The sequence below is a fragment of the Pseudomonas sp. Q12-87 genome (assembly GCF_001269755.1).
Classification (GTDB): domain Bacteria; phylum Pseudomonadota; class Gammaproteobacteria; order Pseudomonadales; family Pseudomonadaceae; genus Aquipseudomonas; species Aquipseudomonas fluorescens_S.
On record NZ_LHVI01000013.1, the window covers coordinates 207,617 to 223,910 of the forward strand.

The following is a 16,294-nucleotide window of genomic DNA, read 5'->3' on the forward strand; positions in this document are numbered from 1 at the left end:
AGCTAACTATTTATTTGACATTTGCTGCCTAAGCAGTAATATCTCGACATACATTCACTGCCTAGGCAGCAAACGGTGGTCAGATGAAGCATTTCACGCCAGACAACTTTCACAATTGCCATCTCGGCATGCTGCTCGGACGCACTGCGCTGCTCAAGGATCGGATCATCGATACCCACATGGAACCCGTCGGCATCACCGCCGCGCAGTTCAAGGTCCTGATCATAATGGCCCAGTACGGTATCGAGACGCCGGCCGAGCTGTGTCGCTACCTGTCCCTGGACAGCGGTTCGATGACGCGGATGCTCGATCGCCTGGAACAGAAAGGTTTCCTCGCCCGCGAGCGTTCCGCCCAGGACCGCCGTCAAGTGCGCCTGGTGCTGACCGAGGCCGGCCAGGCCCTCGCTGATCGCCTGCCGTACATCGGCGCCCAAGCCATGAACCAGTTGGCCGGCGCCATCAGCCCCGAGGAGCTGAAAATCCTCGAACAGATCCTTAAGAAAATTCTGCTCGCCGCGGGTGACCCCATCACTGTGTCGCGAATGGGGGAGAAATGAAGCGTAGAACCTTGCGTTCCCAATTGAGCCTGGTGTTGCTGGCCATGAGCCTGGCCGGCTGCGCCAGCTACAGTGGCCTGAAGACCGAGGGTGTCAGCCTCCAGGCCCAGAGCCTCAAGGCCGGGCAGTCGTTGAACGGCGTCACGCTGTCGCCGGCGGCATGGCCGAAAAGCGACTGGTGGAAAAGCCTTGGCGATCCGCAACTCGATGGTCTGATCCGTGAAGCATTGCGCGACAGTCCGGACATGCAGGTCGCCAGCGCCCGGGTTCATCAGGCCAGTGCCGCTGCCTATGCGGCCAATGCGGCGCGCATGCCGACACTGGACGCCAGTGGTGGCGTCAGCCGTTCGCGTCTGTCCCGTGACCAGGACCCGAGCGGGCAGGGCGGGGCATACAGCACCCTGCGCACGCTGGGTGTGGATTTCAACTACAACTTCGATCTCTGGGGCGGCCAGCGTGCTGCCTGGGAGGCCGCGTTGGGCCAGGCCCGTGCCGCCGAGATCGACCGCCAGGCCGCGCAACTGACTCTCGCCGCCGATGTGGCCCGGGCCTACAGCGACCTGGGCCAGGCCCATATCATTTATGACTTGGCTTCCGAGGACCTCAAGCGCACGCGGCAGATGCTCGACCTGGGCAGGCGTCGCCTGAATGCCGGGATCGACAGCGAGTACCAGTTCCAGCAGACCGAAAGCCTGGAAGCCAGCGCCGATGCGACGCGCATCGACGCGGAAAAACGTCTGCAGAGCGCGAAAATCGCCCTGGCTGTATTGCTGGGCAAGGGCCCGGACCGCGGCAATGAAATTGCCCGGCCCAACGTGTTGCAGGCCAGCGCAGTGGCGTTGCCGTCGAACCTGCCAGCCGAGTTGCTGGGTCGGCGTCCGGACCTGGTCGCGGCACGCTGGCGAGTCGAGGCGGCCAGCAAGAACATCGAGGCCGGCAAGACCAATTTCTACCCCAATCTCAACCTGAGTGCGGCGGCGGGAACACGGTCCTTGCTTGGAGATGCGATGTTCGGCTCGGCCAGCCGGTTCTTCAACGTGGCGCCCACGGTGTCGCTGCCGATCTTCGACGGCGGACGCCTGCGGGCGGACCTGGATGCCCGGGATGCCGACTATGACCTGGCGGTGGCGCAATACAACCAGAGCCTGGTCAGGGCGCTTGGGGATGTCAGCGACACCATCAACCAGTTGCGCGACATCGCCCGCCAGATCGGCGCCCAGCAACATGCCACCGATATTGCCCAGAACTCTTACGACACCGTGGTCCAGCGCTACGGCTCGGGCATCGGTAATTACCTGGACGTGCTGAGCATCGAGCAGCAACTGCTCCAGGCCCAGCGCCAACTGGCGAACCTGAATGCCGAGCAGATCGATTTGTCGATCCAACTGATGCAGGCCCTGGGCGGTGGTTTCGATACCCAGGCCTTGGCCGCGGCCACACCGGCCTCCACTGCGCCGAATAACTGATTCGAGGTACTTGTCATGGCTACTGCCGAAACGACTCAATCCGAACACGCCCAAGACAGCAAGAATTCGCGCAAGCGCAAGGTGATGCTGGGAACCCTGGCGCTGCTGGTCATTCTCGCCGGCCTGGGTGTCTGGGCCTGGCATGAACTCTATGGGCGCTGGAGCGAAAGCACCGACGATGCCTACGTGAACGGCAACGTGGTGGAAATCACGCCGCAAGTCACCGGCACCGTGGTGAGCATCGGTGCCGACGACGGTGACCTGGTGCGTGAAGGCCAGGTGCTGGTGCAGTTCGATCCCAACGATGCCGAAGTCGGGCTGCAAAGTGCCCAGGCCAACCTGGCCCGCACGGTGCGCCAGGTGCGCGGCTTGTACAGCAACGTCGACGGCATGCGGGCGCAGGTCAACGCGCAAGAGGCCGAGGTGCAAAAGGCCCAGGAAAACTACAGCCGACGCAAGAACCTGGCGGCCGGCGGGGCGATTTCCCAGGAGGAACTGTCCCATGCCCGCGACGACCTGACCTCGGCGCAGAACGCCCTGGCCAATGCCCGGCAACAACTCAAGACCACCAGCGCGCTGGTGGATGACACCGTCGTGTCGTCCCACCCCGACGTGCAGTCCGCCGCCGCGCAATTGCGCCAGGCGTACCTGGCCAACGCTCGTGCCACGCTGATCGCACCGGTCACCGGTTATGTCGCCAAGCGCACCGTGCAACTGGGCCAACGGGTGCAGCCGGGTACGGCGCTGATGGCGGTGATCCCGCTGGACCAGTTGTGGATCGACGCCAACTTCAAGGAAACCCAACTGCGTGACATGCGCATCGGCCAGCCGGTGGACATCGAGGCCGACCTGTACGGCAGCGATGTGAAATACAGCGGCACCATCGACAGCCTCGGCGCCGGGACCGGCAGCGCATTTGCCTTGCTGCCGGCACAGAACGCCACGGGGAACTGGATCAAGATCGTCCAGCGGGTGCCGGTGCGGATTCATATCAACCCACAGGAATTGGCCAAGCACCCGCTGCGCATCGGCCTGTCGACCCAGGTCAGCGTCAACCTGCATGACCAGAGCGGCCCGGTACTGGCCCAGCAGCCACCGCAGAAAGCCTCGTTCAGCACCCAGGTCTACGACCGGCAACTGGCCGACGCCGACGCGATGATCACGCGGCTGATCCATGAAAACAGCGCGGTTGCCAGTAAGACGGTGCAGCGCTAGTCAGTATCGCAGGCTGGTCTTTGCATTAGCAGGATGGTGAAAAACCCCTGTGGGAGCGGGCTTGCTCGCGAATGCGCTGTATCAGCCAACACAAATGTTGAATGTGGAATCGCCTTCGCGAGCAACCCCGCTCCCACAGGTTTTGCGTTGTGAGCCAAACGATTTCGCCACCTTCGCTTCATAGGATTTCGCAATGAGCAATAACGCGTCCTTCACGCCGCCCAGCCTGTTGCTCAGCACCATCGGGCTGTCGCTGGCGACGTTTATGCAGGTGCTCGACACCACCATCGCCAACGTCGCCTTGCCGACCATTTCCGGGAACTTGGGTGTCAGCTCGGAGCAGGGCACTTGGGTCATCACCTCGTTTGCGGTGAGCAACGCCATTGCGCTTCCGCTGACCGGATGGCTGAGCCGTCGGTTCGGCGAGGTGAAGCTGTTCTTGTGGGCGACCATGTTGTTCGTGCTCGCGTCGTTCCTGTGCGGTATTTCCACCTCGATGCCGGAACTGATTGGCTTTCGTGTGTTGCAGGGGTTGGTGGCCGGGCCGTTGTACCCGATGACCCAGACCTTGTTGATTGCCGTGTATCCGCCGGCCAAGCGCGGCATGGCCCTCGCGTTACTGGCGATGGTCACGGTGGTGGCCCCGATCGCCGGGCCGATTTTGGGCGGCTGGATCACCGACAGCTATAGCTGGCCGTGGATCTTCTTCATCAACGTGCCCATCGGGGTCTTCGCGGCGATGGTGGTGAAGCAGCAACTCAAGGCGCGGCCGGTGGTCACCAGCCGACAGCCGATGGACTACGTCGGGTTGATCATGCTGATCATCGGGGTCGGCGCGCTCCAGGTGATTCTCGACAAGGGCAACGACCTGGACTGGTTCGAATCGAACTTCATCATTGTCGGTGCGCTGATCTCGTTGGTCGCCCTGGCGGTTTTCGTGATATGGGAAATGACCGATCGCCACCCGGTGGTCAATCTCCGGCTGTTTGCCTACCGCAACTTTCGCATCGGCACCCTTGTGCTGGTGGGGGGCTACGCCGGTTTCTTCGGCATCAACCTGATCCTGCCGCAGTGGTTGCAGACCCAGATGGGCTACACCGCCACCTGGGCCGGGCTGGCGGTGGCGCCCATCGGGATCCTGCCGGTGGTAATGTCGCCCTTCGTCGGCAAGTACGCGCATAAGTTCGACCTGCGTCTGCTGGCCGGGCTGGCGTTCCTCGCCATGGGCCTGAGTTGCTTCATGCGCGCCGGGTTCACCAATGAAGTGGATTTCCAGCACGTCGCCCTGGTGCAGTTGTTCATGGGCATTGGCGTGGCGCTGTTCTTCATGCCGACCCTGAGCATCCTGATGTCGGACCTGCCACCGCACCAGATTGCCGATGGCGCGGGGCTGGCAACATTTCTGCGGACCTTGGGCGGTAGCTTCGCCGCGTCCCTGACCACCTGGATCTGGATCCGTCGGGCTGATCAGCACCATGCCTACCTGAGCGAAAGCATCAGCACCTTCGAACCGGCCACCCGCGAGGCGCTCAACCAGCTCGGCGGCGCCAGTACCCCGGCCTATGCCCAACTCGACCGGATCCTCACCAGCCAGGCGTACATGCTCTCCACCGTGGATTACTTCACGTTGCTGGGATGGGCGTTCGTGGGGCTGATCGTGCTGGTATGGCTGGCGAAGCCGCCGTTTGCGGCGAAGGCGGGGCCGGCATCGGCGGGGCACTGATCGCGAGGTGAAATGCAATCTCCTGTGGGAGCGGGCTTGCTCGCGAAGGCGGCCTGACAGTCAACCATGATGTTGAATGTGAAGGCCCTTTCGCGAGCAAGCCCGCTCCCACAGGGAATTCAGGTTGGGCTGGAAATTGTGTCAGGTGCTGGCAGCTGCGGCGGCGGGGTAAACCCGAACGGCGCCAGCGCAAACCCCTGTTCATCCACCTGCAAGGCCCAGCCTTGCTTGTCCCAGTCCCCCAGCACAATGCGCCGGGCAGCGTGCTCGCCCAGTTGCAGCTTATGAATGGCGGGACGGTGGGTGTGGCCGTGGACCAGGGTCTTCACCCCGTATTGCTGCATGATCCGCGGGACCTCTTCTGGCGTGACGTCGACAATGTCGTTGGCTTTCATCCGCGTCTGCGCGCGACTTTCGCTGCGCAGCTTGCGCGCCAGCTTCTGGCGGCTGGCCAGGGGCAGGTGGCGCAGGATGAACAGCGTGACCGGGTTGCGCAGCCAGCGCCGCAGTTTCATGTAGCCTTCGTCCCGGGTGCAGAGGCTGTCGCCGTGCATCAGCAGCACCGGTTCACCCTTGAACTGCACGACACTCGGGTCCTTGAGCAGGGTGCAGCCGGCCGCCTTGCAGAAAGCCTGCCCCAGCATGAAGTCGCGATTGCCGTGCATCAGGAAAATGGCCGTGCCGCTGTCGCTCAACTCGCGCAGGGCCTGGCAGATGGAGCGCTGGAACGGGGTCATGGCATCGTCGCCGATCCAGGCTTCGAAAAAGTCGCCCAGAATGTACAACGCTTGCGCCGAGCGGGCGCGTGTGGCGAGTAAATCCAGAAACGCCCGGGTAATGTCCGGGCGCTCCTCTTCCAGATGCAAGTCTGAAATCAGCAGTATCACTCAATGATCTCGGCTTTCTCGATGATCACGTCTTCTGCCGGGACGTCCTGGTGGCCCGCCTTGGAAGTGGTGGAGACACCCTTGATCTTGTCGACGACGTCAGTGCCTTCGACCACTTTGCCGAACACTGCGTAGCCCCAGCCCTGGGTGGTCTTGCTGCTGTGGTTCAGGAAGCTGTTGTCGGCCACGTTGATGAAGAATTGCGCGGAGGCCGAATGCGGCTCCATGGTACGGGCCATGGCGACGCTGTATTTTTCGTTCGGCAAGCCGTTGTCCGCTTCGTTCTGGATGCTCGGGCGCTTGTCTTTCTTTTCTTTCATGCCTGGCTCGAAACCGCCGCCCTGGATCATGAAGTTACCGATGACACGGTGGAAAACGGTGTTTTCGTAATGGCCGGCCTTGACGTATTCGAGGAAGTTGGCAACGGTCAGCGGTGCCTTCTCGGCGTTCAGTTCCAGGACGATGTCGCCGTGGTTGGTGGTCAGTTTGACTTGAGTCATGATCGGTACTCTTTCAAGGAATTCGTGGGTTTCGGGGCTTTGACGCCCGCAACCGGTCTGGCTGTAATCGGCCAGGCTGGGCAGTTTAGCGCGCCATGCGCGAATTTCGAGGCTGTTTTTCATCTGACCGTCGATTAAATTCAATCGTTTACCGGCCTGGCCTGTCAGGTGCTTGACAGCATCGGCTATGATACGGGCTTTGATTTATCAGGCCGCACCCGGCCGCGCACTTGTACGTTCAAGGATCCTATGAGCAAGCCCACTGTCGACCCTACCGCGAATTCCAAGACCGGCCCGGCTGTGCCGGTCAACTTCCTGCGCCCGATCATCCAGGCGGACCTGGATTCGGGTAAGCACACACAGATCGTCACTCGCTTCCCGCCGGAGCCCAACGGCTACCTGCACATCGGTCACGCCAAGTCGATCTGCGTGAACTTCGGCCTGGCCCAGGAGTTCGGCGGCGTCACGCACCTGCGTTTCGACGACACCAACCCGGCCAAGGAAGACCAGGAATACATCGACGCGATCGAAAGCGACGTCAAGTGGCTGGGTTTCCAATGGTCCGGTGAAGTGCGCTACGCCTCGCAGTATTTCGACCAACTGCATGACTGGGCCGTTGAGTTGATCAAGGCCGGCAAGGCCTACGTGTGCGACCTGACGCCCGAGCAGGCGCGCGAATACCGTGGCAGCTTGACTGAGCCTGGCAAGGACAGCCCGTTCCGTGGTCGCAGCGTCGAAGAGAACCTGGACCTGTTCGCTCGCATGCGCGCCGGTGAATTCCCGGACGGCGCACGGGTGCTGCGGGCCAAGATCGACATGGCCTCGCCGAACATGAACCTGCGCGACCCGATCATGTACCGCATCCGTCACGCCCATCACCACCAGACCGGTGACAAGTGGTGCATCTACCCCAACTATGACTTCACCCACGGTCAGTCGGACGCCATCGAAGGCATCACCCACTCGATCTGCACCCTGGAGTTCGAAAGCCATCGTCCGCTGTATGAATGGTTCCTCGAACACCTGCCCGTGCCGGCCCACCCGCGCCAGTACGAATTCAGCCGCCTGAACCTGAACTACACCATCACCAGCAAGCGCAAGCTCAAGCAACTGGTGGACGAGAAGCACGTCAACGGCTGGGACGACCCGCGCATGTCGACGCTGTCGGGCTTCCGTCGTCGCGGCTACACGCCAAAATCGATCCGCAACTTCTGCGAGATGGTCGGCACCAACCGTTCCGACGGCGTAGTGGACTTCGGCATGCTGGAATTCAGCATCCGTGACGACCTCGACCACAGCGCCCCGCGCGCCATGTGCGTGCTGCGTCCGCTGAAAGTCGTGATCACCAACTACCCGGAAGGCCAGGTCGAGAACCTCGAGCTGCCGCGCCATCCGAAAGAAGACATGGGCGTGCGCGTCCTGCCGTTCGCCCGGGAGATCTACATCGACCGCGACGACTTCATGGAAGAGCCGCCAAAAGGCTACAAGCGCCTTGAGCCAGCCGGTGAAGTGCGCCTGCGTGGCAGCTACGTGATCCGCGCCGACGAAGCCATCAAGGACGCCGACGGCAACATCGTCGAGCTGCGTTGCTCCTACGATCCCGACACCCTGGGCAAGAACCCGGAAGGTCGCAAGGTCAAGGGCGTGATCCACTGGGTGCCGGCCGCCGCCAGCGTCGAGTGCGAAGTACGCCTGTACGATCGCCTGTTCCGTTCGCCGAACCCGGAGAAGGCCGAAGACAGCGCCAGCTTCCTGGACAACATCAACCCTGACTCCCTGCAAGTTCTCACGGGTTGTCGTGCCGAGCCTTCGCTGGGCAACGCACAGCCGGAAGACCGTTTCCAGTTCGAGCGCGAAGGCTACTTCTGTGCGGATATCAAGGACTCGAAACCCGGTGCTCCGGTGTTCAACCGTACCGTGACCTTGCGCGATTCCTGGGGTCAGTGATCAAGTCTTAAGGGAAACCCTGTGCTTACGATCTACAACACGCTCACCAAGAGCAAAGAAGTCTTCAAGCCGCTGGATGGCAACAAGGTCCGCATGTACGTCTGCGGGATGACCGTGTACGACTACTGCCACATCGGGCACGGTCGCAGCATGGTCGCCTTCGACCTGGTGACCCGCTGGCTGCGTTTCAGTGGTTACGACCTGACCTACGTGCGCAACATCACCGACATCGAAGACAAGATCATCAATCGTGCCCGCGAAAATGGTGAACCCTACGATGCGCTGACCGAGCGCATGATCCAGGCCATGCACGAGGACGAGGCGCGCCTCAATATCCTCAAGCCGGATCTGGAGCCGCGTGCCACGGACCACATCCCTGGCATGCTGAGCATGATCCAGACCCTGATCGACAAGGGCTACGCCTACGCACCGGGCAATGGCGACGTGTATTACCGCGTCGCCAAGTTCATGGGCTACGGCAAGTTGTCGCGCAAGAAGATCGAAGACCTGCGCATCGGTGCGCGCATCGAAGTCGACGAGTCCAAGGAAGATCCGCTGGACTTCGTGCTGTGGAAGGGCGCCAAGCCGGGCGAGCCGAGCTGGGATTCGCCGTGGGGCGCCGGGCGTCCGGGCTGGCACATCGAATGCTCGGTAATGTCCACCTGCTGCCTGGGCGAGACCTTCGACATTCATGGCGGCGGCAGCGACCTGGAATTCCCGCACCACGAAAACGAAATCGCCCAGAGCGAAGCCGCCACCGGTAAGACCTACGCCAACGCCTGGATGCATTGCGGCATGATCCGCATCAATGGCGAGAAGATGTCCAAGTCGTTGAACAACTTCTTCACCATTCGCGACGTGCTGGACAAGTACCACCCGGAAGTCGTGCGTTACCTGTTGGTGTCGAGCCACTACCGCAGCGCTATCAACTACTCGGAGGACAACCTCAAGGACGCCAAGGGCGCCCTGGAGCGTTTCTACCATGCGTTGAAAGGCCTGCCGGCTGTGCCGCCGGCCGGTGGCGAAGGGTTCGTCGCACGCTTTACCGAAGTGATGAACGACGACTTCGGCACGCCGGAAGCGTGTGCGGTGCTGTTCGAGATGGTGCGCGAGATCAACCGCCTGCGTGAGAGCGATCTCAATGCAGCGGCGGGCCTGGCGGCGCGTTTGAAGGAATTGGCCAGCGTATTGGGTGTGTTGCAGCTTGAGGCTGACGACTTTCTCCAGGCCGGTGCCGAAGGTCGTGTGGACGCCGCCGAGGTGGACGCATTGATCCAGGCGCGCCTGACCGCGCGGACCAACAAGGACTGGGCCGAATCCGACCGCATCCGCGACCAGCTCACCGCCATGGGCGTGGTGCTGGAAGACGGCAAGGGCGGCACGACCTGGCGCCTGGCGGACTGAGTCCACCTGGTCTATGTGGGAGCGGGCTTGCTCGCGAAAGCGGTTTGTCAGTCAATATTTATGTTGCTGACTTGACGCCATCGCGAGCAGGCTCGCTCCCACACTGATTTGCGTCGTGTCTGGCAGAAAAAATGTGGGAGCAAGCTCGCTCCCACATTTTTTTGTGCCCAGTCTGGCAATCATCCTTTTATGAGCTAGTACTGTCAGGTCGATTCGACGTTCTCTGGCAGGGCTCTTCCATGTTGGCTCATTGGTTTCTGGCGGCCATTCATCTTCTTGCGTTCGCCCTAGGTTTCTGGGCGGTGCTGACGCGCGGCACAGCGCTACGACGCCTGGCAGGAGGCGTGGACGCTGTTCGGAATGTGTTGATTGCGGACAATGTCTGGGGCGTGTCGGCGCTGGTGTTATTGGTCACCGGCGGGATGCGGGCTTTTGGCGGCTATGAAAAAGGCTCGGACTATTACCTGCACCAACCGCTGTTCCACCTGAAGATGACCTTTCTGGTGTTGATCCTGTTGCTTGAGATCGCGCCGATGATCACTTTGATCAAGTGGCGCGTGGCCTTGGGCAAGGGGGCGGCGATCGATCCATCGAAAGCCGGGCGGTTTGCGCGGATCAGCCACATCGAAGCCTTGCTGCTGGTCTTGATGGTGATCGCGGCCACCGGAATGGCCCGAGGTGTAAGCCTGGGCTGACCGGCCACATGCCTGCTTCGTTGCCATTAAAACGAAACGTCTGACAGCCATGCTGGTAGCCATGCCATTAGTATCGGTTCACGGGGCTGGACGAAGAATCAAAGGCGGGATGGAGCAGGGTAAGGCTCGGTCGACCTGAATCTTTAGCCAGCCATTGCGTCAATGCAAACGGGCTGGCTACGGACTGCTGCGAGGCTCAGGGAGTTTGCGGTTTGTCAGGGGCGGTAAGGCCTGCCTGAATACGCTGATAAATCTCTTCGCGATGCACCGCAACGTTTTTCGGGGCGTTGATGCCGATCCGGACTTGCTGGCCGCTAACGCCCAGAATGGTGATCGTGATGTCGTCACCAATGTTTATGCTTTCACCGACTTTGCGGGTGAGTATCAGCATGGTGTTCTCCTTGATTGCTTTATAGGGCACCTGATTCAGACAGTGCAGATGTCGGTACTGCTTATAGATTAGTGCTAAGTGTCAGAATGTGGGTGCCTCTTTCTGACGTACAGACGCAGCATTAATTCCCAGGGTGCGACTATACAGAGACGTCGAACAGGATTCTCGTGTTTTGAGCACTGTTTGCGGCGTTCTTGGCGGGCACGGGTGCTAAAATCTGCCCCTCATGTCTTCCGGGGGAAACTGTTGTGCGCAAATTGGCTTGGGTTATCGCGGTAATGATGCTGGCAGGATGTGGTGAAGGACGTGATGTCCAGGCACCGAAGCCCAAGCCCGCCGCGACGTCCGTACCGGTGGCCGCCGCACCGCAATGGGCTGTCGAGGTGCGGGGTGAAACGCCGCAGGCCGTCAGCGACCTGACCGGGTGGCTCATCGAGCACAGCTTCATGTCGAGTGTCGTCAGGGAAAACGGCAAGGACCGGGTCCTGGTTGGCCCGTTCAGTTCCAAGGCCGAAGCCGAAGCCAAGCAAGAGCAGGTCGTTGCCGCGTTGGTTCGGGCGAAAAAACGCAACATCGAGACATTCGTGGTGGATTTCCCGACGGCCCAGTGATCGGGCAGTACAAAACCCACAGTCGATTTGTGCTGTTCACAAATGTCGGGTCAACCACAGGCCTTCATGTCCACCGGGCCCACGAACTCATTGCCGCGCCCCATCACGCACGCCACGCTCTGGTTGCGCTGGCGTTCCCAGCTTTCGACCGGGTAGGTCTTGTCCCAGGCTTCGTACAGGCGCCGGTCCTGCTTCGAAAGGCGCAAGCCGTATTGTTTACTCATGTAGAAATACGTCCTGGCGATCATGCCCCGGATCGACGGACGAGGCATGACCTTCTTCGCCTTGAAATCCACCTGGGTCAGGCATGAGCCATACTGGCCTTTCTGCACGGGCAGCCAACCGAAGCTGAAATTGCTGCGGTCGCCATTCACTTCCCCGATGCTCGGCACCAGGTTATGGAGGTCGGCCTCGGCCCGTTGATAGACCGGGTCGTAGCGCGTGCAATTCTTGCGACCGCCTGCCTGCCAGCATTGACGCTGATGGCCGATCTCCCACGCCGGGACGATATGTTCCCACTCAATGCGTGCGGCGCGGCTGGCATTCTTGCGGGGCACATAACCGCAAGCCGCCAGGTTCACGCGATTGCCGGTGTATTTGCAGCCGCAGTAGAACTCGGTGGATTGCGGGGCGTAGAGTTTCCAGGCGACTTTCTTGGCTTCGTTGAAGGTGCGCGGCGCACCGGCCTGTGCGCCCGTGGCGATGAACACAAGCAATAAAGCAAAACAGCGAATACTCATCAGGCTCAATCTTCCTTCGGCACTACCCAGAAAACCTGCACGCCGCCATCGTCGCGATAGGCGAGGGTCACGTTGTCGTTCTCGTCGATTTCCTCCAACAGGCGCTCCCACTCATCCACCGGTTCGTCGGGAAGGCGGAATATCAGGGCTGCCTTGGCTTTTTGGGCAGTGGGGGCGTTGATGATTTTCGAGACCCGAAGGCCAAGTCGCGTATAGGAATCTAAAGGGGTAGTTGCAGCGGGAGGGGTGGCCACAGGATTATCCTTATTAAGCTGTACGTGCATACAGTATTTAACCGTAGGCATTTACGCAACTGCTTAAAATTCAAGAAAATCGTCTGACAGCGCTTTTTTCGTTTTGATGTAGGAAAAGTAATTTTTTTATTGAGCCGCGTAAACGGGCAAACTACCTGTTCATGAAATCGGCCGCTGCCCAGACGCGTACCTATGTTCAGACTCGACGGTCAACACGACGGGCTTACATCGTTAGCGCTGCGGGCCAAACCGCAACGTTGACAAATCAACGATCCCTTACCATAGTTCATTCCACGCAAACGTTTGCGCGGCGTTCCGTGCATTGATTTGCCCACAATAATCATAAGATCGGAGTGAACCCATGAAGTTGCCATTCGCTGGACGCCTTCTCGCTGTCGCCATGCTCGCGGCCGCATCCGCTACGTTGCCTTTCTCCTCGGCATTTGCCCAGACCGCTGAAAAACCCAAGGTCGCCTTGGTCATGAAATCATTGGCCAATGAATTCTTCCTGACCATGGAAGATGGCGCCAAGGCCTATCAGAAGGAACACTCCGCCGATTTCGATCTGATCTCCAACGGGATCAAGGATGAAACCGACACCGCCAACCAGATCCGCATTGTCGAGCAGATGATCGTGTCCAAGGTCGATGCCCTGATCATCGCCCCGGCAGATTCCAAGGCCATGGTCCCGGTGATCAAGAAGGCCGTCGATGCCGGCATCACCGTGATCAACATCGATAACCAGCTCGACCCAGCCGTGGTCAAGAGCAAGAACATCAATGTGCCTTTCGTAGGCCCGGACAACCGCAAGGGCGCGCGCCTGGTGGGTGAGTACCTGGCCAAGCAGCTCAAGGCCGGTGACGAAGTCGGCATCATCGAAGGCGTGTCCACCACCACCAATGCCCAGGCGCGGACTGCTGGCTTCAAGGATGCAATGGAAGCGGCGCAGGTCAAGGTCGTTTCCCTGCAATCGGGCGATTGGGAAATCAACAAAGGCAACCAGGTTGCCGCGTCGATGCTCAGCGAATACCCGAACATCAAGGCGCTGCTGGCCGGTAACGACAGCATGGCGGTTGGTGCGGTCTCGGCCGTGCGCGCTGCGGGCAAGGCGGGCAAGGTGCAAGTGGTCGGCTACGACAACATCAATGCCATCAAGCCGATGCTCAAGGACGGTCGCGTCCTGGCGACAGCCGACCAGTTCGCCGCCAAGCAGGCGGTGTTCGGCATCGAGACGGCCTTGAAGATTCTCAAGGGCGAAAAAGTCGACAGCGGCACCAACGGCGTTATCGAAACTCCGGTCGAGCTGGTGACCAAGTAGTTATCCTGGCGACACAACGGTGCTCGCCCATCCGGGCGAGCGCATTGGAGAGTTTGTTATGTCCGTTCGCGACCCGAACGCTGTCCTTTGCGTCAGCGGCATCGGCAAGACCTATGCCCAGCCGGTACTGACCGGCATCGACCTGACGCTGATGCGCGGCGAAGTGCTGGCGCTGACTGGCGAAAATGGCGCCGGCAAAAGCACCTTGTCCAAGATCATCGGCGGGTTGGTGACGCCGACCACCGGGCAGATGCAGTTTCAAGGGCAGGATTATCGCCCCGGCAGCCGTACCCAGGCTGAAGAATTGGGCGTGCGCATGGTGATGCAGGAACTCAACCTGCTGCCGACCCTGTCCGTGGCTGAAAACCTGTTTCTCGACAACCTGCCCGGCTGTGGTGGCTGGATCAACCGCAAGCAATTGCGCCAGGCCGCGATCGAGGCCATGGCCCAGGTGGGACTCGATGCGATCGACCCCGACACGTTGGTCGGTGAGTTGGGTATCGGCCATCAACAAATGGTCGAGATCGCCCGCAACCTGATCGGCGATTGCCATGTACTGATTCTCGACGAGCCGACCGCCATGCTGACGGCCCGTGAAGTCGAGATGCTCTTTGAACAGATCACCCGCCTGCAGGCCCGGGGCGTGGCGATCATCTACATTTCCCATCGTCTCGAAGAACTGGCACGGGTGGCGCAGCGCATCGCGGTATTGCGTGACGGCAACCTCGTCTGCGTCGAGCCGATGGCCAACTACAACAGCGAACAACTGGTGACCCTGATGGTCGGCCGGGAGCTGGGCGAGCACATCGACCTCGGCCCGCGCCAGATTGGCGCGCCGGCCCTGACCGTCAAGGGCCTGAACCGTGCCGACAAGGTTCGCGACGTGTCCTTCGAAGTCCGCAGCGGTGAGATCTTCGGCATCTCCGGCCTGATCGGGGCAGGGCGTACCGAACTGTTGCGCCTGATTTTCGGCGCCGATGCCGCCGACAGCGGCACTGTGGCGCTGGGCTCGCCGGCCAAGGTCGCGAACATTCGGTCGCCGGCCGATGCGGTGGCCCACGGTATCGCCTTGATCACCGAAGACCGAAAGGGCGAAGGCCTACTGCTGACGCAATCCATCGCGGCCAACATTGCCCTGGGCAACATGCCGGAGATTTCCAGCGCCGGCCTGGTCAATGGTCGCGACGAAAGCGCCCTGGCGCAGCGCCAGATCGACGCCATGCGCATCCGCAGTTCCAGCCCGACGCAGTTGGTGTCCGAGTTGTCGGGCGGCAACCAGCAGAAAGTCGTGATCGGTCGCTGGCTCGAACGTGATTGCTCGGTGCTGTTGTTCGACGAGCCGACCCGTGGCATCGACGTCGGCGCCAAGTTCGACATCTATGCACTGCTCGGTGAGTTGACGCGCCAGGGCAAGGCGCTGGTCGTGGTGTCCAGTGACCTGCGCGAACTGATGCTGATCTGTGACCGCATCGGCGTGCTGTCGGCCGGGCGCCTGATCGATACCTTCGAGCGTGACAGCTGGACCCAGGATGACTTGCTTGCCGCCGCATTCGCCGGCTACCAGAAACGTGATGCGTTGCTCAACGAAGCAGCGCCTAGGGATCTTTCATGAAAACCGCATCTGCCGTCGGCAAATCCAATGGCAACTTTTATGGTTTGGGCACTTACCTCGGCCTGGCCGGTGCCTTGCTCGCCATGGTTGCGCTGTTCTCGACCCTGAGCAGCCATTTTCTGTCTTATGACACCTTCAGCACCCTGGCCAACCAAATTCCGGACCTCATGGTGCTGGCGGTCGGCATGACCTTCATCCTGATCATTGGCGGCATCGACCTGTCGGTGGGCTCGGTGCTGGCCCTGGCGGCCTCGACGGTCAGCGTGGCTGTCCTCGGCTGGGGCTGGAGCGTCTGGCCGTCGGCCTTGCTCGGCATGGCCGTGGCGGCGCTGGCGGGTACGGTCACCGGTTCGATTACCGTGGCCTGGCGGATTCCATCGTTCATCGTTTCCCTCGGCGTGCTGGAAATGGCCCGGGGCCTGGCGTACCAGATGACCGGCTCGCGCACTGCCTACATCGGGGACTCGTTCGCCTGGCTGTCCAACCCCATCGCCTTCGGTATCTCGCCTTCGTTCATCATTGCCTTGCTGGTGATCTTCATTGCCCAGGCAGTGCTGACCCGTACGGTGTTCGGCCGCTACCTGATCGGCATCGGCACCAATGAAGAAGCCGTGCGCCTGGCGGGCATCAATCCCAAGCCCTACAAAATCCTCGTATTCAGCCTGATGGGCTTGCTGGCCGGTGTGGCGGCGTTGTTCCAGATCTCTCGCCTGGAAGCTGCGGATCCAAACGCCGGCTCAGGGCTCGAGTTGCAGGTGATCGCGGCCGTGGTCATCGGAGGCACCAGCCTGATGGGGGGGCGTGGCTCGGTCATCAGCACGTTCTTCGGTGTGCTGATCATCTCGGTGCTGGCGGCGGGCCTGGCGCAAATCGGCGCCACTGAGCCAACCAAACGCATCATCACCGGTGCGGTGATTGTGGTGGCGGTCGTGCTCGACACCTATCGCAGCCAGCGCGCCAGTCGGCGGGCCTGA

The 16,294-nt window shown here is 61.0% G+C and carries 16 protein-coding genes; 11 read left to right on the forward strand and 5 right to left on the reverse strand.

Annotated elements, in window-relative coordinates; genetic code table 11:
- Positions 1-83 precede the first annotated feature (83 nt).
- The 4 genes from AD663_RS08835 to AD663_RS08850 all read left to right on the forward strand — a co-directional run bounded on the left by AD663_RS08835 (position 84) and on the right by AD663_RS08850 (position 4,961).
- A complete protein-coding gene (locus tag AD663_RS08835) occupies positions 84-557 on the forward strand; it encodes a MarR family winged helix-turn-helix transcriptional regulator (protein WP_053213582.1) in 474 nt (157 codons plus the stop codon).
- Positions 554-2,023: an efflux transporter outer membrane subunit gene (locus AD663_RS08840; protein ID WP_053213583.1), complete on the forward strand. Its 1,470-nt coding sequence runs from the start codon at positions 554-556 to the stop codon at positions 2,021-2,023. The genes AD663_RS08835 and AD663_RS08840 overlap by 4 nt, the downstream gene beginning before the upstream one ends.
- 15 nt (positions 2,024-2,038) lie before the next feature.
- Entirely contained in the window at positions 2,039-3,238 is a 1,200-nt protein-coding gene (locus AD663_RS08845) for an efflux RND transporter periplasmic adaptor subunit (RefSeq protein ID WP_003179916.1), read from the forward strand.
- Positions 3,239-3,431: 193 nt separating this feature from the next.
- On the forward strand, positions 3,432-4,961 hold the full coding sequence (locus AD663_RS08850; RefSeq protein ID WP_003179918.1) for a DHA2 family efflux MFS transporter permease subunit: 1,530 nt from the start codon (positions 3,432-3,434) through the stop codon (positions 4,959-4,961).
- Positions 4,962-5,080: 119 nt separating this feature from the next.
- On the opposite strand, the gene AD663_RS08855 is transcribed toward AD663_RS08850, so the two are convergent.
- Positions 5,081-5,848, reverse strand: coding sequence for a UDP-2,3-diacylglucosamine diphosphatase (locus tag AD663_RS08855; protein ID WP_003179920.1), 768 nt, complete (start codon positions 5,846-5,848; stop codon positions 5,081-5,083).
- Positions 5,845-6,348, reverse strand: coding sequence for a peptidylprolyl isomerase (locus AD663_RS08860; RefSeq protein ID WP_003179921.1), 504 nt, complete (start codon positions 6,346-6,348; stop codon positions 5,845-5,847). Before AD663_RS08860 ends, AD663_RS08855 begins: the two co-directional genes overlap by 4 nt.
- A gap of 249 nt (positions 6,349-6,597) precedes the next feature.
- Here AD663_RS08860 and AD663_RS08865 point away from each other — a divergent pair, with 249 nt between their 5' ends.
- From AD663_RS08865 to AD663_RS08875, 3 genes are all read left to right on the forward strand, one after another.
- The gene (locus tag AD663_RS08865; protein WP_003179923.1) at positions 6,598-8,295 is read left to right on the forward strand and encodes a glutamine--tRNA ligase/YqeY domain fusion protein; all 1,698 of its coding nucleotides are present in this window, start codon (positions 6,598-6,600) and stop codon (positions 8,293-8,295) included.
- Between the two features lie 21 nt (positions 8,296-8,316).
- Complete coding sequence (gene cysS, locus AD663_RS08870; protein ID WP_003179925.1) at positions 8,317-9,699, forward strand: cysteine--tRNA ligase; 1,383 nt, start codon at positions 8,317-8,319, stop codon at positions 9,697-9,699.
- Positions 9,700-9,938: 239 nt separating this feature from the next.
- Entirely contained in the window at positions 9,939-10,394 is a 456-nt protein-coding gene (locus AD663_RS08875; RefSeq protein WP_033045962.1) for a DUF2214 family protein, read from the forward strand.
- Between the two features lie 196 nt (positions 10,395-10,590).
- Here AD663_RS08875 and csrA read toward each other — a convergent pair whose 3' ends face one another.
- Entirely contained in the window at positions 10,591-10,785 is a 195-nt protein-coding gene (csrA, locus tag AD663_RS08880; protein ID WP_003179932.1) for a carbon storage regulator CsrA, read from the reverse strand.
- 248 nt (positions 10,786-11,033) lie between these two features.
- On the opposite strand from csrA, the gene AD663_RS08885 reads away from it, so the two are divergent.
- On the forward strand, positions 11,034-11,396 hold the full coding sequence (locus AD663_RS08885) for an SPOR domain-containing protein (RefSeq protein WP_003179933.1): 363 nt from the start codon (positions 11,034-11,036) through the stop codon (positions 11,394-11,396).
- Positions 11,397-11,446: 50 nt separating this feature from the next.
- On the opposite strand, the gene AD663_RS08890 is transcribed toward AD663_RS08885, so the two are convergent.
- Entirely contained in the window at positions 11,447-12,136 is a 690-nt protein-coding gene (locus AD663_RS08890; RefSeq protein ID WP_003179935.1) for an endonuclease, read from the reverse strand.
- 5 nt (positions 12,137-12,141) lie between these two features.
- A complete protein-coding gene (locus AD663_RS08895) occupies positions 12,142-12,441 on the reverse strand; it encodes a DUF1654 domain-containing protein (RefSeq protein ID WP_033045963.1) in 300 nt (99 codons plus the stop codon).
- 310 nt (positions 12,442-12,751) lie between these two features.
- Between AD663_RS08895 and AD663_RS08900 the strand changes: the two genes are divergently transcribed.
- Genes AD663_RS08900 through AD663_RS08910 form a run of 3 tightly spaced genes read left to right on the forward strand, consistent with a single transcriptional unit; the run spans position 12,752 to position 16,294 of the window.
- On the forward strand, positions 12,752-13,708 hold the full coding sequence (locus tag AD663_RS08900; RefSeq protein WP_003179941.1) for a sugar ABC transporter substrate-binding protein: 957 nt from the start codon (positions 12,752-12,754) through the stop codon (positions 13,706-13,708).
- A gap of 58 nt (positions 13,709-13,766) precedes the next feature.
- Positions 13,767-15,320, forward strand: a complete 1,554-nt coding sequence (locus AD663_RS08905; RefSeq protein ID WP_003179943.1) for a sugar ABC transporter ATP-binding protein — start codon at positions 13,767-13,769, stop codon at positions 15,318-15,320.
- Positions 15,317-16,294 (forward strand): ABC transporter permease, encoded by a 978-nt coding sequence (locus tag AD663_RS08910; RefSeq protein WP_003179946.1) that lies wholly within the window; start codon positions 15,317-15,319, stop codon positions 16,292-16,294. The genes AD663_RS08905 and AD663_RS08910 overlap by 4 nt, the downstream gene beginning before the upstream one ends.